Annotated in this window: 15 protein-coding genes; all 15 read left to right on the forward strand. The window is 71.2% G+C overall.

All coding sequences use genetic code 11. From position 1 onward, the window contains the following. Positions 1-113: 113 nt before the first annotated feature. The 15 genes from WMR31_RS02260 (at position 114) to WMR31_RS02330 (ending at position 23,725) form a co-directional block, all read left to right on the forward strand. Positions 114-1,553, forward strand: coding sequence for an alpha,alpha-trehalose-phosphate synthase (UDP-forming) (locus WMR31_RS02260; protein WP_340537143.1), 1,440 nt, complete (start codon positions 114-116; stop codon positions 1,551-1,553). Beyond that, a complete protein-coding gene (locus tag WMR31_RS02265) occupies positions 1,550-2,260 on the forward strand; it encodes a M15 family metallopeptidase (protein ID WP_340537144.1) in 711 nt (236 codons plus the stop codon). Before WMR31_RS02260 ends, WMR31_RS02265 begins: the two co-directional genes overlap by 4 nt. A gap of 9 nt (positions 2,261-2,269) precedes the next feature. Next, complete coding sequence (locus WMR31_RS02270) at positions 2,270-3,235, forward strand: hypothetical protein (RefSeq protein WP_340537145.1); 966 nt, start codon at positions 2,270-2,272, stop codon at positions 3,233-3,235. Between the two features lie 28 nt (positions 3,236-3,263). Continuing rightward, a complete protein-coding gene (locus WMR31_RS02275; RefSeq protein WP_340537146.1) occupies positions 3,264-4,442 on the forward strand; it encodes an alpha/beta fold hydrolase in 1,179 nt (392 codons plus the stop codon). Positions 4,443-4,620: 178 nt separating this feature from the next. Continuing rightward, entirely contained in the window at positions 4,621-5,364 is a 744-nt protein-coding gene (locus WMR31_RS02280; RefSeq protein ID WP_340537147.1) for a D-Ala-D-Ala carboxypeptidase family metallohydrolase, read from the forward strand. A gap of 213 nt (positions 5,365-5,577) precedes the next feature. Next, entirely contained in the window at positions 5,578-6,918 is a 1,341-nt protein-coding gene (locus WMR31_RS02285; protein WP_340537148.1) for an MFS transporter, read from the forward strand. Then, complete coding sequence (locus tag WMR31_RS02290) at positions 6,915-8,390, forward strand: pyridoxal phosphate-dependent decarboxylase family protein (protein WP_340537149.1); 1,476 nt, start codon at positions 6,915-6,917, stop codon at positions 8,388-8,390. Before WMR31_RS02285 ends, WMR31_RS02290 begins: the two co-directional genes overlap by 4 nt. Beyond that, entirely contained in the window at positions 8,387-9,547 is a 1,161-nt protein-coding gene (locus tag WMR31_RS02295) for an ROK family protein (RefSeq protein WP_340537150.1), read from the forward strand. The genes WMR31_RS02290 and WMR31_RS02295 overlap by 4 nt, the downstream gene beginning before the upstream one ends. Before the next feature lie 294 nt (positions 9,548-9,841). After that, on the forward strand, positions 9,842-11,101 hold the full coding sequence (locus WMR31_RS02300) for an ROK family protein (protein WP_340537151.1): 1,260 nt from the start codon (positions 9,842-9,844) through the stop codon (positions 11,099-11,101). Continuing rightward, positions 11,098-12,645, forward strand: coding sequence for a sugar ABC transporter ATP-binding protein (locus WMR31_RS02305; protein ID WP_340537152.1), 1,548 nt, complete (start codon positions 11,098-11,100; stop codon positions 12,643-12,645). The genes WMR31_RS02300 and WMR31_RS02305 overlap by 4 nt, the downstream gene beginning before the upstream one ends. After that, positions 12,642-13,712, forward strand: coding sequence for an ABC transporter permease (locus WMR31_RS02310; RefSeq protein WP_340537153.1), 1,071 nt, complete (start codon positions 12,642-12,644; stop codon positions 13,710-13,712). The genes WMR31_RS02305 and WMR31_RS02310 overlap by 4 nt, the downstream gene beginning before the upstream one ends. Before the next feature lie 124 nt (positions 13,713-13,836). Continuing rightward, the gene (locus WMR31_RS02315) at positions 13,837-14,892 is read left to right on the forward strand and encodes a substrate-binding domain-containing protein (protein ID WP_340537154.1); all 1,056 of its coding nucleotides are present in this window, start codon (positions 13,837-13,839) and stop codon (positions 14,890-14,892) included. 114 nt (positions 14,893-15,006) lie between these two features. Continuing rightward, positions 15,007-16,176, forward strand: coding sequence for a Gfo/Idh/MocA family protein (locus WMR31_RS02320; RefSeq protein ID WP_340537155.1), 1,170 nt, complete (start codon positions 15,007-15,009; stop codon positions 16,174-16,176). Further along, entirely contained in the window at positions 16,173-17,333 is a 1,161-nt protein-coding gene (xylA, locus tag WMR31_RS02325) for a xylose isomerase (RefSeq protein WP_340537156.1), read from the forward strand. Before WMR31_RS02320 ends, xylA begins: the two co-directional genes overlap by 4 nt. Before the next feature lie 179 nt (positions 17,334-17,512). After that, complete coding sequence (locus WMR31_RS02330; protein WP_340537157.1) at positions 17,513-23,725, forward strand: ThuA domain-containing protein; 6,213 nt, start codon at positions 17,513-17,515, stop codon at positions 23,723-23,725. Positions 23,726-23,793: the final 68 nt, after the last annotated feature.

Below are 23,793 nucleotides of genomic sequence, written 5' to 3' on the forward strand. Positions count from 1 at the left end.
GCGTCACGCACGATCCTGCCACCACCCGCATCCGGTGTCGGGCTAGCCCGACAACCGGACCGGGCCACGACGCTCACCCTTTCGGTGCGGCGAGCTTCATCTAGGGTCGAGGCGTGCCCGCCGACCTCGTGATCGTCGCCAACCGGCTCCCCGTGGACCGGGTCCCGCTGCCCGACGGCGGCTGGGAGTGGAAGCCGTCGCCAGGTGGCCTGGTGGCCGCTCTCGAGCCCGTCATGCGTGCCAACGACGGCACCTGGGTCGGGTGGCCCGGGGGCCCGGTCGAGGACGCCGATCCGAGCGAGCTCGAGCCGTTCGACGCCGACGGCCTGCACCTGGTGCCCGTCGGACTCACCGCCGAGGAGATCGAGCTCTTCTACGAGGGCTTCGCCAATGGCACGATCTGGCCGATCTACCACGACCTGGTGGCCAAGCCGGAGTTCCACCGCGAGTGGTGGGACAGCTACGTGCGGGTCAACGAGCAGTACGCCGCCAAGGCGGCCGAGGTCGCGGCGGAGGGCGCGACCGTGTGGGTGCACGACTACCAGCTGCAACTGGTGCCCCAGATGCTGCGCGACCTCCGGCCCGACCTGCGCATCGGCTTCTACCTGCACATCCCGTTCCCGCCGGCCGAGCTCTTCGCGCAGCTCCCCTGGCGGCGCCAGATCCTCGAGGGCCTGCTCGGCGCCGACCTGGTCGGCTTCCAGCTGCCCGGCGGCGCCGCGAACTTCGTGCGCCTGGTGCGCCAGCGGGTCGGCTACAAGACCCACCGCGACCTGGTCTACCTCCCCGACGGGCGCACCGTGCGAGCAGCCGCCTTCCCTATCTCGATCGACGTCGCCGGGTTCGAGGAGCTGGTCCACGACGAGTCGGTGCGCGCCCGCGCCGCAGCGATCCGTGAGGCGCTCGGCGGCCCTCGCAAGATCTTCCTCGGCATCGACCGGCTCGACTACACCAAGGGCATCTACGCGCGGCTGCGCGCCTACGCCGAGCTCGTCGAGGCCGGGGAGCTCGACGTCGAGGAGGCCGTCTTCGTACAGGTGGCGGTGCCTTCTCGCGAGCGGGTCGAGCAGTACCGGCTGCTGCGCGACGAGATCGACCGTCTCGTCGGGCGGATCAACGGCGATCTCGGCCGGATCGGCCGCCCGGCGATCAGCTACCTCCACAACTCCTACCCCCGCGCGGAGATGGCCGCCCTCTACACCGCCGCCGACATCATGGTCGTCACCCCCTTCCGCGACGGCATGAACCTGGTCGCCAAGGAGTACGTCGCCTGCCGGGTCCACGACGACGGCGCGCTCGTGCTCTCCGAGTTCGCCGGCGCCGCCGCCGAGCTCCGGCAGGCCTGGCTGGTCAACCCCTACGACATCAACGGCATGAAGGCCGCTCTCCTCGAGGCCTACCACGCCGACGAGAAGGACCTCACCCGGCGGATGAAGGCGATGCGCCGCACGATCCAGCGTCACGACGTCGCCGCGTGGGCCGACAGCTTCCTGACCGAGCTGGCGGAGGTCGCGCCCCACACCAAGAGCCCACGGCAGGCGCGCGGACGATGACCTCGCCCGGAGGCGCTCCTGCCGCCGCAGGCTGGGCCGACGTCGTGTTGATGAGCGACGGGGCCGTGACGTCGGTCGGCGTGCACGAGTCCGGCGCGCCATTGGTCGACGTCGAGAGTGCCGCGGGCGTGGTCGCGTTCACCGGAGACACCGTCGCGGGCCGGCAGCTGCGCGGCCCCGTGCTCGACCGGCTGGCCGAGGCGAACGCCGCACTCCCCCGCGACCTTCGGATCGCCCTCAACGAGGGCTACCGCACACCGCAGCTGCAGCGCTTCTACTTCGAGCGGTACGCCGCTCGGCTGGCTGCCGAGCATCCGCACGCCGACACCGCCACGGTCCACCGCCTGGCCAGCCGGTTCATCTCGCCGCCCGAGGTCGCTCCGCACACGGCGGGAGCCGCCGTCGACGTCGTCCTCACCACCGTCGAGGGCGACCCCCTCGACGTCGGATGCCCGATCGACGCCAGCCCCGAGGACAGCGGCGGGCGCTGCTACACCGCCCATCCGGACGTGAAGGGGGAGGCCGCCACGCTGCGTCGCGAGCTGGTCCGGGCGATGTCGGGAGCCGGCCTGGTGAACTACCCCACCGAGTGGTGGCACTGGTCGTTCGGCGACCGCTACTGGGCGATGGTGACGGGCGCTCGGTCGGCGCTGTTCGGCACCATCGAGTTCGCTGACCCGGCGGGCTCCCTAGGGACAACCGGGTAGGTTCCGGACGTGCACCCAGAGCCGCCGCCGGACGGCCCCGTCCGCCACACCCGGCCGCGTCCGGACGCCTCGCCCAAGATCCCGGCGGGCGACTCATGGGGCACCCCCGAGCCGCCGCCGTCGACCGCGGACCGTCCCCAGACGGCGACGCCCGGCCTTCCGGTGCCGATCGATCCCCCAGGGGCGAACCCGCCGCCGCCCGGTCCGGGGACCGGATGGGACGCACCGGGCGGCCCCCCTCCCCCGGACCGGAGCCGAACCGTCCTCGCCGTCATCCTCGGCGTGGTCACCCTCGCCGTCGTCGTCGCCGGCGTCGCGTTGGGCGTCGTGCTCACCCGGGACGACCAGGGCGAGACCAGCGCCGGTCGCGAGGGCACGGCGCAGCCCGACGGGACCGCGGGCCCCCGTACCGGCGAGAGCACCGCTCCCCAGGCCACTAGTACCTCGTCGCCGGACGACGGAGGGGCCGCCGAGCCGCCGGACACGGCCCCGACCACGCAGCCGCCCGGCGCGGCAGTCCCGTTCAGCTACCGCGAGTTCGGTCAGGACTGGAGCTTCACTCCCCCGGACTCGCTGCCGCTGCGAGCCACCTTCCAGGTGGGCTGGGACTACGACACCTGTGCGCCGGTCGAACTCGCCCGCACCTTCACCCGGATGGGGTGCGTGCGCGCCTCCCAGTGGAGCTACCGCGCGCTGGACAGTCAGGTGGCGCTCACCCACGTCGTCCTGACGATGCCCGATGCCACCTCGGCCGAGGCGGCGGCGCTCAGCGGCCGGATCAAGCCCGGCACCTGGCGCCTGGAGCCGGCGGCGGTCGTGCCCGGAGGGAAGGTCTCCTGGACCGTCGACCACGCCAACGAGTACGTCGTCCTCACCGTGGTGACGCGGCTGCCGGGCGCCACGGTGGAGCAGGCGACCGAGTATCTGGACTACTCCAACGCCGATATCACCGCCGCGCTGCGCTTCCGCTCCTGAGCGCGCCGGCGCCAGGTAGATTCCCCGTGTGGATCTGATCCCCAAGCCCGACCAGGTCGTCTCCGCCGCGGGCAACCTCGCGCACACGGTGTTCTACGGCGGACTCGCCGACCTGCGCCCGATGCCGCGCACGCTCATCGACGACGACAACCTGCGCGAGGTCTACCACTACCGCCCGGCCGCCACCGCCCGCGAGCACGGGGACCCCGTCCTGCTCGTCACTCCGCTCGCCGCACCCGCCCTGTGCTATGACCTGCGCCGCGGTTGCTCGCTGGTCGAGCACCTGGTCACCTCGGGGCGTCCGACCTACCTGGTGGAGTACGGCCAGGTCTCCTTCCGCGACCGCAACCTCGGCATGGAGCACTGGATCGAGGAGGTCGTCCCGGCGGCGATCCGTGCCGCGTCGGCCCACGCGGGCGGCCGGCCGGTCCACGTCGTCGGCTGGAGCCTGGGCGGGCTGTTCTCCCTCCTGACGGCTGCCGCGGATCCCGATCTGCCCATCGCCTCCCTCGCCGTGCTCGGCTCGCCGGTCGACGTCAGCCTGGTCCCGCTGGTCGCGCCGCTGAGACCTCTGCTCAGCCTCGCCGGAGACCGGGGAGGCGTGGTCACCCGCGCCTACCGCCTGCTCGGCGGCGCCCCGACGCCCCTGGTGCGCTGGGCCTTCCAGCTCAGCTCGTTCCACAAGCACATCACCAAGCCGATCGCCAAGGCGACCCACTACGACGACGCCGACTACCTCGCCCAGCTCGAGGCCGTCGACCGGTTCACCGCCGCCATGACGGCCTATCCCGGGCGGACCTTCGGCCAGCTCTACCACCGTTTCGTCAAGGGCAACGCCTTGGTCGGCGGCCGGTTCGAGGTGGGCGATCGCGAGGTCTCGCTGTCCGACGTCCGGGTGCCCGTGCTGGTCTTTGCCGGCGCCAACGACACGATCGCGCCGGTCGGGGCCGTGAAGGCTCTGGTGCCGCTGCTGAGCGGCTCTCCCGACGTCCGGTTCGAGATCGTGCCGGGCGGCCACCTCGGCATGCTCACCGGCCGCGCGGCGCGCACCTCCACCTGGCCGGCGCTCGACGCCTGGATCGGCGAGTGGTCGGCACCCCTCGACCCGGATCCGGGTGCCGCGGACGCGGCGTCCGACCGGTCCACCATCGGCACCTCCAAGCGCCGTCGGCACCGTTCGGGAGCATCGCGCGCGCTGGCGCGCTGAGGCCGAGGGAATCACTGATCGATGCGGGTGGATGCCAGCGTCGTTCGGGTGGTGGCCGGCAAGGCGCCGGCGCCGTCCCGGCATTGATCAGTGGTTCCCAAGGGTTACCCCCCTTTCGGAGTGTGGAGTCCGGCCCGAGGGTTGAAGCACGGATCCCCGCACTCGGAAGGACCGATCCATGTCAGTGATGCCCAGACTCCGTGCCCTGCTCGCCACCGTCGCGCTCGTCTGCGCCGGCCTGGTGGCCTTCGACGTCGCCGCTCCACCGGCCGCACACGCCGATGAGTGCTATACGTGGTCGGGCAACCTCGCCGAGGGCTCCAGCGGCCCGGAGGTCGCCGAGCTGCAGATCCGGGTAGCCGGCTGGATCGGCGACGGCACGAACATCGCCATCGACGGCGAGTTCGGCCCGCAGACCGCCCGCGCGGTACGGGGCTTCCAGGAGGCCTTCGGCCTGGGCGCCGACGGCGTCGCCGGACCCGAGACGTACAACAAGATCTATGAGCTGCAGGACGCCGACTGCTCGCCGGCTCACTTCGACTTCGCCGAGGTGAGCCAGAACTGCGGCACCGGAGGCTACTCGGGCGGCGCGGTCTCGGCTGCGGAGGTCCAGGAGAACCTCAAGCGCGTGATGTGGCGAGCCGAGGCCCTGCGCCAGCGGATCGGCAACCACCCGCTCACCGTCACCGACGGCTTCCGCGACTACTCCTGCAACGACTCCGTCGGCGGCGCCGGCGACAGCCGCCACCTGTACGGCGACGCCCTCGATCTAGTCGGCTACGACTTCTGCTCGTTGGTGAGCGGAGCGACCACGACCGGCTTCGGCGGCATCCTCGGCCCCGGCTTCCCCGGCCACGACGACCACGTCCACATAGACCTGCGCGGCTCCCAGTACTGGAGCGCCCCCGACTGCGGCCTCTGACCGCCGCGCACCAACCCACCCACTCTGCGCTGACCCGTCCGCTATAGCTGACGGGTCAGCGTCAATTTCAAGGTGACCCGTCCGCTATGGCTGACGGGTCAGCGCAGCTGTGGGGACGGTGGGTGGGTGGGTCGGCCTCGCGGGCGGGTTCGAGGCGCCGCCCGACCGGCTCAACCTCCGGCGGCGGGTGGCCGGGGCCGTTAGGGTGCGGCGGTGAGTTCAGCGACGTCGCTGCCGCGTTCGGTGCGGATCGGCTACGGATGCGGGTCGGTGGCGACCGGAGCCTTCGGCACCGTGCCGGGGCTGATGCTGCTCCCGTATCTCACCGACACCCTCGGCGTCACCGCCGTGATCGCCGGACTCGTCGTGGTGCTGCCCAAGGCCTGGGACGTGGTCCTCAACCCGATCGCGGGCCGGATCAGCGACCGGACCGACGACGCCCGCGGCCCGCGGCGCCCCTGGCTGTTGCGGGCCGGGATCGTCCTCGCGATCGGGTTCGCGCTGCTCTTCGCCGCCCCGGACGTCGACTCACGCGTCTTCGAGACCGCGTGGGTGCTCGTGGTCTTCCTCGGCTGCGCCTCGGCGTATGCGTTCTTCCAGGTGCCCTTCGTGGCGATGCCTGCCGAGATCACCGCCGACTACGGCGAGCGCACCCGGCTGATGACCTGGCGCGTCGGCCTGCTCGCCTTCACGATCCTGCTGGCCGGGGCGTCGGCTCCAGCCATCCGCGACGCCGTCGGCGGTCGCGACGGCTACCGCGTGATGGGAGTTGTGATCGGTGCTCTCATTCTCGTGGGCGCACTGGCCGCCTATCGCGGCACCCGATCGGCGCCGGTCGGCACCGTGGCGCCCGGCGCCGGGACGCTGCGCGACCAGCTCCGCATCGTCGCCAGGGCCCGAGACTTCCGGATGCTCCTGACCGGCTTCGTGCTCCAGGCGCTCGCGACGGGGTGCATGCTCGCCGGCGTCGACTACCTCGCCGGGGACGTGCTCGAACGCGACGGCGCCGCGACGGTGCTCTTCGTCTGCTTCGTCGGACCGGCGCTGCTGCTCACCCCGGTGTGGTCGGCGATCGGCGCGAGGGTCGGCAAGCGCCGCGCCTACCTGGCGGCGTCACTGGTGCTGGCGGCGGGTGCCGTCGGCGCCGCCACGGCCCAGGTCGCGCCGGCAGCGGTGGTGTTCGCAGCGGTCGCGGTGGTCGGCGTCGGCTATGCGGGCGCCCAGGTCTTCCCGCTCGCCATGCTCCCCGACGTCGCCGCCGCGGACGCCGCGAGCACCGGTGAGAACCGGGCCGGGGTCTACACCGGCGTCTGGACGGCCGGGGAGACCCTCGGCCTGGCCCTCGGTCCCGGCCTGTACGCGATGGTGCTGGCCCTGGGCGACTACCGCTCAGGCACGACGGGCGACCTGACCCAGCCCGACAGCGCACTCACCGCGATCACGCTCGGCTTCTCAGTGCTCCCGGCCGTGCTGGTGGCGGCGAGCCTGATCTGGCTGATGCGATACCGACTCGACGACCGACTCGACGACCGGCAGGAGGCCGAACCCGTATGACCGAGTCCTTCCACCCGCCGATGGGTGAGCGACTGGCCGCCCTGCGCACGAACGATCTGCCGGTGCACGGCGGCCGGACCCTGGCCTACGTCTACGACTCCGGACTGGCCGAGGTCGATCGGGTCGCGCGGGAGGCGGTCGCCGCCTTCTCCGGGACCAACGGGCTGGACCCGACGGCGTTCCCGAGTCTCCTGCGCATGGAGAACGACCTGGTCGCCTTCGCCGCCGGGCTGGTCGACGGGCCCGACACGGTGGTCGGCTCGATCACCTCCGGCGGGACGGAGTCGGTGCTGCTCGCGGTCCAGAGCGCGCGCGATGCGCGACCCGACGTCGAGCATCCCGCGATGGTGCTTCCCGACACCGCCCATGCCGCCTTCCACAAGGCTGCGCACTACTTCGGCGTCGAGGCTGTGTCGGTGCCGGTCGGCGCCGACTTCCGGGCCGACGTGGCCGCGACCTCGGCGGCCCTGGACCGGCTCGGCGATCGCGCGGTGCTGCTGGTGGCCAGCGCGCCGTCCTATGCCCACGGGGTGATCGACCCCGTCACCGACCTGGCGGCGCTCGCCTCCAGTCGCGGCCTTCGCTGCCATGTCGACGCCTGCATCGGTGGCTGGGTACTCCCCTACGCCGCCCGGCTCGGCCGTGCCGCGGCCCCCTGGACCTTCGCCGTCGACGGCGTCACCTCGATCTCGATGGACCTGCACAAGTACGCCTATGCGCCCAAGGGCACCTCCGTGCTCCTGCACCGCACTCCCGCGCTCCGCAGGGCGCAGTACTTCGCCAGCGCCGACTGGCCCGGCTACACGATGCTCAACTCCACGATGCAGTCGACGCGCTCGGGCGGTCCTCTCGCGGGCGCGTGGGCAGCGGTTCAGTCGATCGGAGACGGCGGGTACCTGGACCTCGCGCGCGAGGTCTTCGAGGCAGTCGACGCCATCGCGGCGGGCATCGCCGACATTCCCGGGCTGCACGTCGTCGCGCGGCCCGACTCGACCCTGATCGCATTGGGCACCGACGAGTCGTGCGATCCGTTCACGATCTGCGACGAGATGTCGGCGCGCGACTGGTACGTGCAACCGCAGATGTCGTTCGCCGGTCGGCCGGCCACGATCCACCTCTCGGTCAGCGCCGCGACCCGGCCCCACGTGCCCGAGTTCCTCACCGCGCTCGCGGAGGCGACCGCCGTCGCCCGTGCGGCAGGACCGGTCGTGGTCGATGCGGCCATCGCGGACTTCGTGGCCGCCCTGGATCCGGCACAGCTCGACGACGCGGAGTTCGACGGCCTGCTGGCCGCCGCTGGCCTGCTGGGCGCCGACGCGGATCCCGACGAAGGCGAGCTCGCCCTGCCGACGCGGATGGCGGAGGTGAACGCGCTGCTCGACCTTGCCGCGCCGCGGCTGCGCGAGGCCGTCCTGATCGCCTTCCTCGACCGGCTGCAGCGTCCTCAGCCGTCGCGAGGGACAGATCCGTGAGCACCTCCCACGGGCGTGACCTGCTGCGGATCCTGCGCGACGAGGGACCGCAGACCAAGGGAAGTCTCGCCCAGCGCCTGGAGACGCCGCGCACGACCTTGAGCGCCACGCTCCTCACCCTGACCGAGAGCGGAGCCCTGGAGGAGGGGGCGGCCGAGCCGAGCTCCGGCGGACGGCGCGCGAAGCGGGTCCAGCTCCACAGCGGACTGCGCTTCGCCGTGGTCTCCCTGGGCGAGCGACGGCTGCGGGTGGCGGTGGTCGGGCCGCAGCTGCGGATCATCGACGGCGTCAGCATCGAGGTCCACGTCGGCGACGAGGTGAGCGCCCACGCCGCCCGGGCCGCGCAGGCGGCCGCCGACCTGTTGGGGCCGGTCGCGCCGGCCTGTCTCGCCGTGGCCGTAGCCGACATCGAGCAGTCCTCGGCGACGGAGTTCGCCGAGGAGGTGGCGAACCGGCTGGGAGTGCCGCGGACGCCAGCGCTCGCGGCGGTCCGCGCGATGGCGGTCGGGGAGCGCCATGCCGGCCGCACCCGGGGGCTCGACGACTTCGTCGCGGTGCGGCTCGGCGACGGCGTCACCATGGCCGCGATGGTCGATGGCCGCGTCCTGAACGGGGCCGCGGGGCGCGCCGGCTCGATCGGCCACCTCCGCGTCGAGGAGTTCGGACCCTCCTGCCGGTGCGGGAGCACCGGCTGCCTCGACGCCTTCGCCGGGCTTCCCGCACTCGGCGAACGGGCCACCGAGGTCGCCGAGCGCGGACGTTCGCCGCGCCTGGCCGCGGCGCTCGCAGCGGCCGGCGAGGTCACCATGACCGACGTCGTCGACGCCGTCCGCGCAGGCGATCCGGTCGTGGTCCAACTGGTCCGCGATGCCGGACGACGGCTCGGCCAGGTGCTGGCGATGCTCACCGCCGCGCTCGACCCGCGCCACCTCGTGCTCGGCGGCCCGGGCGCGGCCCTGGGTGAGCACCTGGTGGCCGAGGTGCGCACCGCCCTGCACCGCAACGCGCCGCTGCGCTCGGTCGACGGCGTGTCGCTCACCCTCAGCGAGATCGGCGAGCGGGCGGTCCTGATCGGGGCCGCGCACGCCGCGGTCGATCACTGGATCGCCGCCACCGCTGCGCTGTCGGAAACTTTTGACGTGAATCAGCATAAGTAGTGCGACTTTCGCCCGAACTCGACAAGTCGTGCGGCCTGATTCGCGGAACGCCCTTGTGGACCGCGAGATCCGGCCTTTAGTTTGGGCGACGCCCCAACAAACCATGTGAAGGGCATCACACCTTTCTCGGGAGGGTGATCGCACACCCCCCAGCCCCGTACCGGGTAAGCCGTCGACTCGGCCACCCGGTACGGGCCCCCCAACCGCGCCTCGGGCTACCCACAGATCAGGCCCCACGAGCGGTAGCGCGGCCCTGCCCGCACGCCCAGCCACCAGCCCAGGAAGGAGTCGGTGATGTCGACCCACGAACAGCCCCCCAGCCCCCACAGCGTCGCCAATCTCGACCTGAGGCGCTCCAACCTCGGCCTGGCGCTGCGCTACCTGCGCGACCACGGGCCGCGGACCCGCGCGAGCCTGGCCTCCGAGCTCGGCATGACGAGGTCGACGGTCTCGACGCTGGTCACCGAGCTGATCCAGCGCGGCCTGGTCACCGACGGCGAGCAGGTCCAGCGCACCACCGTGGGCCGACCGGGCACCGCCGTCGAGCTCGACGGCCGCGGTATCGCCGGTCTCGGCGCAGAGGTGAACGTCAACCACGTCGCAACCCTCGCCCTCGACCTGCGCGGCGAGGTGATCGAGGAGCAGCGGCTCGCGCTGGACGCCCGCTCGCTGGACGCCGACCGGGTGCTGGCCCACCTGGCCGACCAGATCCGGGAGACGGTCGCGCGCCTGGAGAAGCGCAAGGTGCTGCCGATGGGCCTCACGGTCGGCGTGGCTGGCCTGTTCGACCGGACCCGCGACGTGCTCACCCACGGCCCCAACCTCGACTGGCACGACGTCGCGGTGGGCGACATCCTTCGCGAGCAGCTGCGCAGCCGGTTCCCCGTCGTCATCGACAACGAGGGCAACCTCGCCGCCGCTGCCGAGGCGACACCGGGCGACCCCCGTCGGCAGGACCTCCTCGTGCTGCACGGAGAGATCGGCGTCGGCGGGGGGATCGTGGCCGGCGGCCGTCTGCTGCGGGGGAGCCAGGGTTTCGCGGGCGAGTTCGGACACATGATCGTCCAGCCGAGAGGGCGCCAGTGCGGCTGCGGCCGGATCGGCTGCTGGGAGACCGTCAGCGGACTGCGCGCCCTCCTCGAGCTGGCCGCCGACCCCGACGACCCCGTCCGCAATGCCTCGATGGCGATCGACGAGCGCCTGGCCGAGCTCAACCGGCGCGCCGACCTCGGCGACGTCCGCACCATCGAGGCACTCGAGCAGGTCGGGACCTGGGTCGGCATCGGCGCAGCCGTGCTGGCCAACACCCTCAACCCTGCCAGCATCGTGCTCAGCGGCTACTACGCGGCGGTCGGGCACCACATGGTTCCGGCGATCGAGCGCGAGCTCCGCGCCGGCGTCCTGGCTCCCGACTCCGGCGGCACCCAGGTCGAGCTGTCCGCCTTCGGCTTCGCGGCAGCCGTCCGTGGCGGCGCCACCGCCGCGCTCGACGCCGTGTTCGCCGACCCCACCCTCGTCCCCCGACTCACCGACCTCGCAGGAGAGTCCGCATGAACCAGACGCCCGATCCAGCCACCACCGGCTCCACGGACGCCGCCCCGCTGCTCCGGATGACCGGCATCGTCAAGGAGTTCCCGGGCGTCCGCGCGCTCGGCGGTGTCGATCTCGACGTCCGGGCCGGAGAGGTCCACTGCCTGCTCGGCCAGAACGGCGCCGGCAAGTCGACCCTGATCAAGGTCCTCGCCGCGGCGCACCGGCCCGACGAGGGCGAGCTGGTCTGGGACGGCGAGCCGGCCACCTTCGGCTCCCCGCAGGCCGCGATCCGTGCTGGCATCTCCACGATCTACCAAGAGCTCGACCTGGTGCCGCACCTCAGCGTCACCGAGAACATCTTCTTGGGCCACGAGATCTCCCGCGGCGGTTTCGTCCAGCGTGCCCGCGGTCGCGACCGTGCTGCTGCGCTCCTGGCCCGGCTCGGGCACCCGGAGATCTCCCCCTCCCGCACGGTCGGCTCGCTCTCCCCTGCCGGTCAGCAGATCGTCAGCATGGCCCGCGCGCTCTCCCACGACACCCGGCTCCTCATCCTCGACGAGCCGTCCGCCGTCCTCGACGCCGACGAGGTGGCCAACCTCTTCCGCACGATCCGCGGCCTCACCGCAGAGGGCGTGGCCATCGTCTACATCTCCCACCGGCTCGAGGAGATCCGCGAGATCGGCGACCGGATCACCGTGCTCAAGGACGGCAAGACCGTCGCCACCGGACTGCCGGCCGCCTCGACCCCCACGGCCGAGCTGATCCGGCTGATGACCGGCCGCGACCTGGAGTACGTGTTCCCACCCCGTGATGCCGCGACGGTCCCCGCCGGAGACCCCGTCCTCGAGGTCCGCGGGCTGGAGCTTCCCGGTCACTTCACCGGCGTGGACCTGAGCGTCCGTGCCGGGGAGGTCGTCGGCCTGGCCGGCCTCGTCGGTGCGGGGCGTTCGGAGATCCTCGAGACGCTCTACGGCGCCCGCCGCGCCAGCGCAGGCACGGTCGAGGTCGACGGGAAGCGCCTGCCGCGCGGCTCGGTGAACGCCGCGGTGAAGGCCGGCGTGGGCCTGGCACCCGAGGAGCGCAAGAGCCAGGGGCTGCTCCTGGACCAGGCGATCTACTCCAACATCACCGTCTCCTCGCTGCGCCGCTTCGCCAAGGCAGGCTTCCTCGACCGCGGTGCCGAGAAGAGCCGCGCGAAGGCGCTCACCGAGTCGCTCGACGTCCGGCCCGCCGGCGTGACCCGCGCGGTCCGCACCCTCTCGGGGGGCAACCAGCAGAAGGTCGTGCTCGCCCGCTGGCTGCTGCGCGAGTGCCGGGTGCTGCTCCTCGACGAGCCCACTCGCGGCGTCGACGTCGGCGCCCGAGCCGAGATCTATCAGCTGATCCGCACCCTCGCCGACTCCGGTGTCGCCGTCGTCGTCGTGTCGAGCGAGGTCGAGGAGGTGCTCGGTCTGGCCGATCGGGTCCTCGTCGTCCGCGAGGGCCGGGTCGTACACGAAGCACCGGTGGCCGAGATCGACGAGGCCAAGGTTCTCGACCTCGTCATGGAAGGAAGGGTCGCATGAGCGAGAGCAACATCAACCTGTCGAAGGAAGGCACGGGCCCACCGGGCGACAGCCTCGCCGTCGAGCGGGCCGCGCTGGAGACCTCCAAGCGGTCCAACCCGGTGCTGGACCTGCTGCGCACCAGCGTGGGCAGCAATCTCGGGCTGCTCCTGGCCCTGCTGATCATCTGTGCCGTGGGCGCGTTCACCGCCGGCGAGCGATTCGTCGACGGCCAGAACGCACTCACCATCCTGCGGCTCGCCTCGACCATCGGGGTCGTCAGCATCGGCATGACCTTCGTGATCATCAGCGGCGGCATCGATCTGTCGGTCGGCGCCATCTTGGCGCTGGCCTCGGTGTGGTGCACCACGGTGGCCACCCAGAACATGGCCAACGACACCCACTGGCTGGTGATGGTCGGCGCCGCTGTCGCCGTCGGCGCGGGCTGCGGCCTGATCAACGGGGTCCTGGTCGCCTACGGGAAGGTCGTGCCATTCATCGCCACGCTGGCCATGCTGGCCAGCGCGCGAGGACTGGCGGAGATCATCTCCGAGAAGAAGACGCAGATCGTCAACGTCCCCGACTTCAAGAAGGCGTTCACCACCGACCTGCTCGGCGTCTCGCTCCAGATCTGGATCTTCGCCGTCGTCACCGTCATCGGCTGGGTTCTCCTGAACCGGACGACGTTCGGCCGGCGCACGGTCGCCGTCGGCGGCAACCCCGAGGCCGCCCGACTCGCCGGCATCAACGTGAACCGGCAGATCGTCATGGTCTACGTGCTCCTCGGCGTGTGCTGCGGCATCGCGGCCCTGATGCTCGTAGCCCGGACCACCACCGGCAGCTCGACCCACGGCACTCTCATGGAGCTCGACGTGATCGCGGCTGTCGTGATCGGCGGAACCCTCCTCTCCGGAGGGCGCGGCAGCATCGTCGGCACCGTGCTCGGTGTGCTGATCTTCATGACCCTGACCAACGTCTTCACGCTCAACGACCGCTCCATCTCCGAGCAGCTGCTGCTCAAGGGCGCCATCATCGTCGCCGCCGTGCTGCTCCAGCAGCGTCTCGCCAAGCGATCCGACTCCTCGTGAGACACGCGACTCCCGCCGGACCCGGCCGCCTCGTTCCGCCTGCACCGCAGGCGATCTCTCGGAATCCACCCGCAGTATCCCAGCAAGTACTCACCGCAGTTCACATCCAAGTAGGAGCCGCACGATGAAGTCTCTCTCCACCACCCGGAAGGTCGCGCTCTGGGCGACCGCAGCCCTCACGGCCGTGACCCTGTCGGCCTGCACCAGCAACTCCGACGACAAGGACGACAAGGACCTGGGTGGCGGCACCGGCAACGCCGAGGCCGGCTCGAACGACGAATCCGGCGACAAGGTCGTGATCGGCTTCTCCGCTCCCGCCGCCGACCACGGCTGGATGGGCTCGATCACCGAGTCGGCGAAGAAGGTCGCCGACCAGTACGACGACGTCGAGCTGCGGGTCGCCGACGGCACCAACAACGTCGACCTCCAGATCAGCCAGGTCGAGACCTTCATCAACGAGGGCGTCGACGCGATCGTGCTGCTGCCCTTCGACGGCGCCGCGATGACGCCGATCGCGCTCAAGGCGATGGAGGCCGGCATCCCGGTGATCAACGTCGACCGCGAGTTCGACGACCCCAACGCCGCCCGGGTCACCGTGCTCGGCGACAACTACGGCATGGGCATCTCGGCCGGCCAGTACATCTGCGAGCAGATCGGCGACAAGAAGGACGCGGTCATCGCCGAGATCGCCGGCATCGACTCGCTGCCGCTGACCCAGGACCGCAGCCAGGGCTTCAAGGACGCGCTCGCCGAGTGCGGCCAGGACGTCGACAACCGGGTGGCCGCCGACTTCACCATCGAGTCCGGCGAGAAGCAGACCTCCCTCCTGCTCCAGGCGGCGCCGAAGATCGACGCCATCTGGAACCACGACGACGACCAGGGCGTCGGCGTCCTCGCGGCGATCGAGCAGGCCGGGCGCGACGAGTTCTTCATGGTCGGTGGCGCCGGATCGGCCAACGCCATGGAGTCCATCAAGGCCGGGGACGGCGTCCTCCAGGCGACCGTGGTCTACCCCTCCACCCAGGCTGCTGACGGCATCAAGCTGGCCCGGCTCCTGGTGCAGCAGAAGGCCCTCGACGACCTGGTCGAGGTGGAGGTGCCGCGCACCGTCCAGCTCTACGCCCCCGTCGTCACCGCCGAGAACGTCGACCAGTTCCTGCCCAACGCCTTCGAGTCCTGACCCACACCCGGCCGGGCCGGGAACCGATGGTTCTCGGCCCGGTCGCGGAGCGGCCCCCACCGGGCTCGTGCACGGTGACGGGCCTCTTCAATCCTGCCCTCGGACGGAGGAACCATGAGCAACCCCGCCCTTCGCGTGGCCATGATCGGGCACGCGTTCATGGGAGCCGCGCACTCCCAGGCCTGGCGTAGCGCACCCCGATTCTTCGACCTGCCGCTCGATCCGGTGATGAGCGTGCTCGTCGGACGTGACGCAGAGCGTGCCGCCGCCGCGGCTGCTCGGCTCGGCTGGCAGTCCTCGGCCACCGACTGGCGCGAGGTGATCGCCCGCGACGACGTCGACCTCGTCGACATCTGCACCCCCGGCGACTCCCACGCCGAGATCGCGATCGCCGCCCTCGAGGCCGGCAAGCACGTCTTGTGCGAGAAGCCGCTGGCCAACACCGTCGCGGAGGCGGAGGCCATGACGGCGGCCGCGAACGCCGCGGCCGAGCACGGCGTCCGGGCGATGGTGGGCTTCACCTACCGGCGCGTGCCTGCGATCGGCCTGGCCCGCCAGCTGATCGAGCAGGGCCGCGTCGGCGAGATCCGGCACGTCCGTGCGCAGTACCTCCAGGACTGGATCGCCGACCCGATGGCCCCGATGTCGTGGCGCCTGGACAAGGAGCGCGCCGGGTCCGGCTCGCTCGGTGACATCGGCGCCCACATCGTCGACCTCACCCAGTACCTCACCGGCGACCGGATCGCCGAGGTCTCGGGACTGCTGCAGACCTTCGTCAAGGAGCGCCCCCTCGCCGAGGAGCACAGCGGCCTGGCCGGCACCGCCGGCTCGGGAACCGGCACGGTCACCGTCGACGACGCCGCGGTGTTCCTCGCCCGGTTCGGGGGCGGCGCGGTCGGGGTCTATGAGGCCACCCGCTTCGCCAGCGGCCGCAAGAACGCGCTCCGCGTGGAGATCAATGGCTCGCGCGGCAGCATCGCCTTCGACTTCGAGGACATGAACGTCCTGGAGTTCTTCGACGCCACCGAGGACGCCGCCACGGCCGGCTTCCGCCGCATCCTGGCCACCGAGGCCGACCATCCCTACGTCGCCGCGTGGTGGCCCCCCGGGCACGGCCTGGGCTACGAGCACGGCTTCACCCATCAGGTCGTCGACCTCGTCCGCGCCATCGGCGACGACACCGACCCCACCCCCACGTTCGCGGACGGACTCCAGGTCCAGCAGGTCCTGGACGCCGTCGAGAAGAGCTCCGATACCCGCAGCTGGCAGGAGATCCCGTCATGAGCACCTACACCCCCCGTCCCGAGGACAAGTTCTCCTTCGGCCTGTGGACCGTCGGCTGGGAGGGCGTCGACGTGTTCGGTCCCGCGAGCCGCCCGGCGCTCGACCCGGTCGAGTCGACGTACAAGCTGGCCGAGCTCGGCGCCGCCGCGGTCACCTTCCACGACGACGACCTGCTGCCCGACGACGACACCCGTGAGGCGACCCTCGAGCGGTTCCAGAAGGCCCTGGCCGACACCGGGATGCGCTGCGAGATGGTGACCACCAACCTGTTCAGCGACCCGATCTTCAAGGAGGGCGGACTCACCGCCAACGACCGTCGGGTGCGCCGCTACGCCACGGCGAAGGTGCTGCGAAACATCGACCTCGCCGCCTCGCTCGGTGCGGAGACGTTCGTGATGTGGGGCGGCCGCGAGGGCGCCGAGCACGGTGCCAGCAAGAACGTGCAGGCCGCCCTCGACCGGCTCGCCGAGGGCATCAACCTGGCCTGCGCCTACGTGCGCGACCAAGGCTACGACCTCCGCTTCGCCCTCGAGCCCAAGCCCAACGAGCCCCGCGGCGACATCCTGCTGCCGACCGTGGGCCACGCCCTGGCGCTGATCTCGGAGCTCGAGCACCCGGAGATGGTGGGGCTGAACCCGGAGGTCGGGCACGAGGAGATGGCCGGACTGAACTTCGCCCACGGCATCGCCCAGGCGATGTGGCACGGCAAGCTGTTCCACGTCGACCTCAACGGCCAGCACGGCCCGCGCTTCGACCAGGACCTCCGCTTCGGTGCCGGTAACCTGCGCGGTGCCTTCTGGACCGTCGACACCCTGCTCGGCAGCGGCGCCAACGAGCCCTACAGCGGCTACCTGCACTTCGACTACAAGCCACCGCGCGCCGAGGCCGTCGACGGCGTCTGGGAGTCCGCTGCCGGATGCATGCGCAACTACCTGATCCTGCGCGAGCGGGTGCAGGCGTTCCGAGCCGACCCCGAGGTCCAGGCAGCCCTGGACGCCGCCAAGGTGGGCGAGCTCGACGAGCCGACCCTGGGCGCGGAGGAGTCGGTGGCCGACCTGCGCGCCGAGAGCCACGACCGCACCGCTCTGGCCGAGCGCAGCGTCGCCATGGAGGCGCTCGACCAGCTCGCGATGGACCACCTGCTCGGCGTCCGCTGAGCACCCGCACCACCAGTAACCCAGCACCACCGCACGTCCAGCAGCACCGCACGTCCAGCAGCACCGCTCGTCCAGCACGACCGTCACACCAGTCACACCAGGGCCGAACGACCGGGGACCCGCCTCGGAACGCATGGAGCGCATCCATCCACATCCACCACATGGAGAAGGAGAACGTGATGACCAACCTCATCACGCGGTGGCGGAGTAGGAGCCGGCGCGCGCTGGCGACCTCCGTGGCCACGATCCTCGCAGTTCCCCTGGGGGCGACGGTCGGCCTCAGCCTGACGGCCGCGCCGGCCGGGGCCGAGGTCCCCTCGGCCTCGGCGGCCGGCCAGGTCACCTCGGTCGCCGAGGTCGCCGCGAACGCGGCACCCGGCGGCCTGGCCAGGCACGACGGGCACGTCAAGACCGATCCGTTCAAGGCGCTGGTCTTCAGCAAGACCGCAGGCTTCCGCCACGACAGCATCCCCGCCGGGATCGCTGCCATCAAGCAGCTCGGCGTCGAGCACGGCTTCACCGTCGACGCCACCGAGGACGCCACCGCGTTCAACGCCGCCAACCTGGCGCAGTACGACGTGGTGATCTGGCTCTCGACCACCGGCGACGTCCTCGACGACACCCAGCAGGCGGCGTTCGAGGAGTACATCCAGAACGGTGGCGGCTACGCCGGCATCCACGCCGCCTCCGACACCGAGTACAGCTGGCCGTGGTACGGCGAGCTGGTCGGCTCCTACTTCAACGGGCACCCCGACGGGACCCCGACCGCGACCGTCAAGGTCGAGGACCACGCGCACCCCTCCACCGCCGACCTTCCGGCCCGCTGGGAGCGCACCGACGAGTGGTACAACTACAACCCCAACCCGCGGGAGAAGGTCCACGTCCTCGCCTCGATGGACGAGTCCACCTACTCCGGTGGCACCAACGGCCTCGAGCACCCGATCGCCTGGTGCCACGACATGGACGGCGGCCGCAGCTGGTACACCGGCATGGGCCACACCATCGCGTCGTTCTCCGACCCGCTGTTCCTCGGCCACCTCCTCGGCGGCATCCGCACCGCCGCGGGCGTCCAGCCGGCCGACTGCGCCGCAACGCTCGAGGAGAGCTTCGAGAAGGTCACCCTCGACGACAACACCGCCAACCCGATGGACCTCGCCATCGCCGACGACGGCCGGGTGTTCTACATCGACCGCGGCGGCGACGTCCGGATCGTGCTGCCCAACGGCAACGTCGTGAAGGCCGGCTCGGTGCCGGTCTACACCGGACAGGAGTTCGGCCTGCTCGGCCTCGCCCTAGACCCGAACTTCGCGACCAACGGCTGGCTGTATCTCTACTACTCCCCCACCGGCGGCGAGTCCCTCGACCGGGTGTCGCGCTACACCGTCACCGGCAACACGATGGACCCGGCCAGCGCGACCAAGGTCATCGACATCCCGACCCAACGGGTCGAGTGCTGCCACGCCGGCGGCGCCCTGGAGTTCGACCACGACGGCAACCTGTACATCGCCACCGGCGACAACACCAACCCGTTCGACTCCGGCGGCTACACCCCCATCGATGAGCGCGACGGCCGGTCGGCCTTCGACGCCCAGCGCACCGCGGCCAACACGCTCAGCCTCAACGGCAAGGTCCTGCGCATCACCCCGAAGGCCGCGGGCGGCTACGACGTCCCGTCCGGCAACCTGTTCCCGCCCGGCACGGCCAAGACCCGGCCGGAGATCTACGCGATGGGCTTCCGCAACCCCTTCCGGATCGGCCTGAACGAGCAGACCAACAAGCTGATCGTGGCCGACTACGGCCCCGACGCCGGCGCGGACAACCCCAACCGCGGACCGAACGGCCGCGTCGAGTGGAACATCCTGTCCGAGCCGGGCAACTACGGCTGGCCCTACTGCGTCGGCGACAACGCGGCGTACAACGACTTCGACTTCGCCACCAGTGCGCCCGGTCCGAAGTTCAACTGTGCCGCGCCGAAGAACGAGTCGGCCAACAACACCGGTCTGACCGACCTTCCGGCAGCGATCCCGGCCACCATGTGGCAGTCGAACGGCGCACCCACCGGCTCCCCGGAGATCGGCTCGAGCGGTGCCCCGATGACCTCGGGCACCTACAGCTACGACCCCGACCTCGCCTCCGACCGCAAGTGGCCCGCCTACTTCGACAACAAGGCGATCTGGGCCGACTGGAACAACAGCCGCATCTTCACCGTCCAGCTCACCGAGGACGGCAAGGGCTACGACGACATCAACCGGTTCCTCCCGAACCTCGAGCTCACCCGGCCGCACGCCCTGCAGTTCGGGCCGGACGGCGCGCTCTACATGATCGAGTGGGGTAGCGGCTTCGGCGGCAACAACACCGACTCCGGCGTGTACCGCATCGACTACGTGCACGGGAACCGGGCGCCGATCGCCCGCGCCACAGCCGATCCCACGTCGGGTCCGGCACCGCTGCTGGTGAACTTCGACGGCACCAAGTCGCGTGACCCCGACGGCACGCCGATCACCTACGCCTGGGACTTCGACGGTGACGGCACGACCGACAGCACGGAGGTCAGCGCCAGCCACACCTACACCGCGAACGGCGAGTACACCGCGCGGTTGACCGTCACCGACGAGGACGGCCGCTCCGCGGTCTCCAACATCGACATCGTGGTCGGCAACACCGCGCCCACGGTGAACATCGTCGCGCCGCTCGACGGCGGCTTCTTCGAGTTCGGCGACACGATGCGCTACAAGGTCGAGGTCACCGACCCCGAGGACGGCTCGAACATCGACTGTGACCGCGTCGTCGTCCAGCCCGCGCTGGGCCACGACGACCACGACCACGACGACCAGGAGTACATCGGCTGCGAGGGCATCCTCACCGTCAACGGCGACGAGGGCCACACCGGGGCCAACATCTTCGGCACCGTCGTGGCGACCTACACCGACGGCGGCGCCGACGGCGTCCGGCCGCTGAAGAGCCAGGACACGGTGGTCCTGCACACCAAGCGCAAGGAGGCCGAGTTCTTCGACAACACCGGTCGACTCGCCGGCTCGACGTCGGGCGGCGACGCCGGCGTCAAGCGTGAGACCACCACCGACAGCGAAGGCGGCGGCCAGAACATCGGGTTCATCGAGCCGGGCGACTGGATCAGCTGGGACGTGATGAACCTGACGAACATCAACGCGATCTCGTTCCGCGCAGCCTCGCCCTCCAGTGCGACGTGGGAGATCCGCTCGGGCTCGCCCGACGGGCCGGCCCTCGCGACGATCAACGTCCCGAACACCGGCGGGTGGCAGAGCTATCAGAACCTCTCCGCCACCCTCGCGGCACCGAGCACGGTGAGTGCACCGCTCTACTTCGTGGAGACCGCCGGCCAGTCGAACATCAACTGGATCGACTTCGTCGGCGACGGGATCACCGAGAACAAGCGCCCGGTCCTCACCGCGACCGCCGACCGGACCTCCGGGGTCGCCCCGCTCGACGTCGCGTTCACGGCCTCGGCCACCGACCCCGACGGCAACGACCCGATCAGCTACGAGTGGTCCTTCGGTGACGGCGGCGTCGCCAGCACCGCGAACGCCACGCACACCTACACCAAGGCCGGCGAGTTCGTCGCGAAGGTGGTGGCGACCGACAGCCTCGGCGCCAAGGCAAGCAAGACGTTCAAGATCACCGTCGGCGCCCAGGAGGAGACCTGCTTCACCGGTCGCTCCGACGGCTTCGACGGCACCAGCCTGGACACCACGCGATGGGACGCCGTCGTGCGCGGCGACCAGTCGATGACGGTGGCCGACGGCCGCCTTCGGATCCCGCTGACCGCCACCGACATCTACGGCGGCAACGGCACCGCGGTGCCCAACATCGTGCTCCAGCACCTGCCCGGAGGCGCGTTCACGGCGACCACGAAGGTCACTCTGGCTGCCGTGCGGCAGTACCAGCAGGCCGGCCTGATCGTCTACGGCGACGACGACAACTACCTCAAGCTCGTCGTCAGCGGCCGCTCGGCCGAGCCGAACAAGGCCTCGAACATCATCCAGATGTCCAAGGAGCTCGCCGGGACCGCGGTCGAGAGCAACACCCCTGCTCTCGGTGCGGACTTCCCCGACACCGTGTGGCTGCGGCTGAGCAGCCCCGACGGGCTGGCGATCACCGGGTCCTACAGCACCGACGGCACGACCTACACCGCGCTGCCGGACGCACGGAACCTCTCAGGCATCAACGAGCCCCGGATCGGGATGACGGCCTTCGCCAACAACCCGAACGCCGTCGGGATCAACGCCGACTTCGACTACTTCTCGATCACGCCCGACGACCGGGCGACGCCCTGTGCGGGCGATGAGGAGCCGACCTGCTTCACCGGTCGCTCCGACGGATTCGAGGGCAGCGCGCTCGACGTGACCCGCTGGGACGGCGTCGTCCGCGGCGACGACACGATGACGGTCTCGGACGGGAAGCTCAACATCCCGCTCACCGCGAGCGACATCTACGGCGGCGGCACCGCGACGCCGGTGCCGAACATCGTCCTCCAGGACCTTCCGGGCGGCGCCTACACCGCGACGACCAAGGTGAACCTGGCGGCGGTCCGGCAGTACCAGCAAGCCGGACTGATCGTGTACGGCGACGACAACAACTACCTGAAGCTGATGCTCCAGGGCCGGTCGGCGTCCCCGGACAAGGCGGCCACGATCGTGCAGTTCGCCCGTGAGGCGAACGGCACGGCCACCGAGATCAACACCGCCGGGCTCGGGGCGGACTTCCCCGACACGGTGTGGCTGCGACTCAAGAGCGCCAACGGCACCGACGTGGAGGCCTCCTACCGCACCGACGGCTCCGGGTGGACCAAGCTGCCCGGGAGCTACGCGACGCCGCCGATGACGGCTCCGAGGATCGGGCTCACCGCCTTCGCCAACCAGGCAGCGGCTGCGAACATCACCGCGCACTTCGACTGGTTCACCCTCACCCCCGACGACACGGCGACCCCGTGCGAGGACGAGGACACCACCGCACCCGAGGTGGCGACCACGGTGACCGGCGACTACGCGGGCACGGTCCGCTCGCTGATCGACACCCCGATCGGCGGCACGGCCACCCTGACGTCGAGCCGCACCGGCGCGACCGGGGAGACCACGGCCGACGTGGAGCTCACCGGCCTCCAGCCGGGCGCCGGCTACGAGTCCCACCTGCACGTCGGGACCTGCGCCAGCCTCGGTCTGCACTACCAGAACCAGGCCGGCGCGGGCGGTACGCCGCCCAACGAGCTGTGGCCGACCAACCCGGGTTGGACCACAGGGCCACGCATCGTCGCCTCGGCCGACGGGACGTCGTCCGCGACCGCCACGGTGCCCTGGGCACCACGCACCGACGCGCGGGCGCTCGTGCTGCACAAGGAAGGGGCGATCGTCGCCTGCGCGACGCTCGACCTGACCGGACCCGGCACCGTCGTCCTCGACGCCAGCGACGACACCGCGGTCACCTCGGTGGAGTACCGGATCGATGACGGCGCGTGGGTCGCCTACGACGGCCCGTTCGAGATCACCGAGCCCGGCACCCACACGGTGGCCTACCGGGCCTCCGACGCCGCGGGCAACCAGTCCGACGGCACGATCGAGGTGGTCGTCCCCGACGACGGCCCCGACCCGGGAGCACCCACCGTGTCGGTGACCACCTCCCCCGCCACGCCGAACGGCTCCGCGGGCTGGTGGACGCGCCCGGTGACGGTCACCGCCACCGCGACCGGCGGGAGCGGGACCCTCGCGGTCGAGTACCGGATCGGGACCGGAGCCTGGACGGCGTACTCGGCTCCGGTGGCCGTCTCGACGGCCGGCACCCAGCAGGTCTCGGTGCGGGCCACCGACGCCGAGGGGGCGGTCTCCGAGGTCGCCACGGTGACGGTGAAGATCGACCAGACGGCACCGACGCTGACGCTCCGGGGCGTCCGCAACGGCCAGAAGCTGTCGGTCGCCCGAGTGGTGACGGCCAAGGCGATCGCCAAGGACGCGACGTCCGGTGTGGCAAGCACGACCGCCACCCTGGACGGCAAGAAGGTCGCTGTCCCGGTCAAGCTCGACGCCGTCCGGCTGGGGATCGGGAAGCACCGCCTCGTGGTCACGGTGACCGACGCGGCCGGCCTGGTCACCACCAAGGAGATCACCTTCCAGGTGATCGCCAACTACCGCGGCGGCAAGAAGCTGGTCAACCGGCTCGAGCGGGAGAAGCGGATCGGTCCGGCTGCGGCCAAGCAGCTCAAGCTGGCCCTGAACCAGGCCCAGCGCGCCGTCCGGCTCGGCGACGTCCGTGAGGCCCGCGCCGCGCTGAACCGGTTCGACAAGGTGGCCGCAGGGACCAAGGCAGGCGAGGTCCGGTCGGCCCTCAAGGGCCTGTCCCGCGCGCTTCGGGCGAAGCTCTAGCCCCGAGCGCGGAAGGAGACGTCTGGTGAGGGAGATCCGGCATCGCGTCGCGAGAGCGCGCACGCCGT

It is taken from the genome of Nocardioides epinepheli (genome assembly GCF_037936805.1).
GTDB lineage: Bacteria > Actinomycetota > Actinomycetes > Propionibacteriales > Nocardioidaceae > Nocardioides.